The sequence below is a fragment of the Pseudomonas viridiflava genome, from assembly GCF_900602065.1.
Lineage (GTDB): Bacteria > Pseudomonadota > Gammaproteobacteria > Pseudomonadales > Pseudomonadaceae > Aquipseudomonas.
The window spans coordinates 1-306 of record NZ_UWFN01000387.1 but is presented as its reverse complement, the minus strand read 5'-3'; the positions used below and the strand labels follow the sequence as shown (position 1 = coordinate 306).

1 protein-coding gene is annotated in these 306 nt (G+C 57.5%); it reads left to right on the top strand.

From position 1 onward, the window contains the following. Positions 1–306 (top strand): cytochrome P450 (locus EE949_RS29310; protein WP_164666869.1); only part of this gene is annotated, 306 nt, incomplete at both ends.

The window sequence follows — 306 nt, the reverse complement described above, 5'->3', positions numbered from 1 at the left end:
GATACTGCCTTTGCCGTCATGGGTGCCCACCCCGCAAAACCCGCGCTTTCTCAACGCCAAGAAGAAGATGCTGGTCCTCATCGAGGCGGTGGTCGAGCACCACACCGCTGCACCTACACCCACTCGCTCGATGGTGCAGATGTTCATGCAGGCCATGTACGCCGATAACAATCAGCCCATGGCGCACGAACAACTGCTGACCGAGTGCATGACCCTGTGTTTCGGGGCCTACGAGACCAGTGCCAATACCTTTACCTACGCCTTCCACTTTTTGTCCAAATACCCCGACATCAGGGCGCGTCTGGA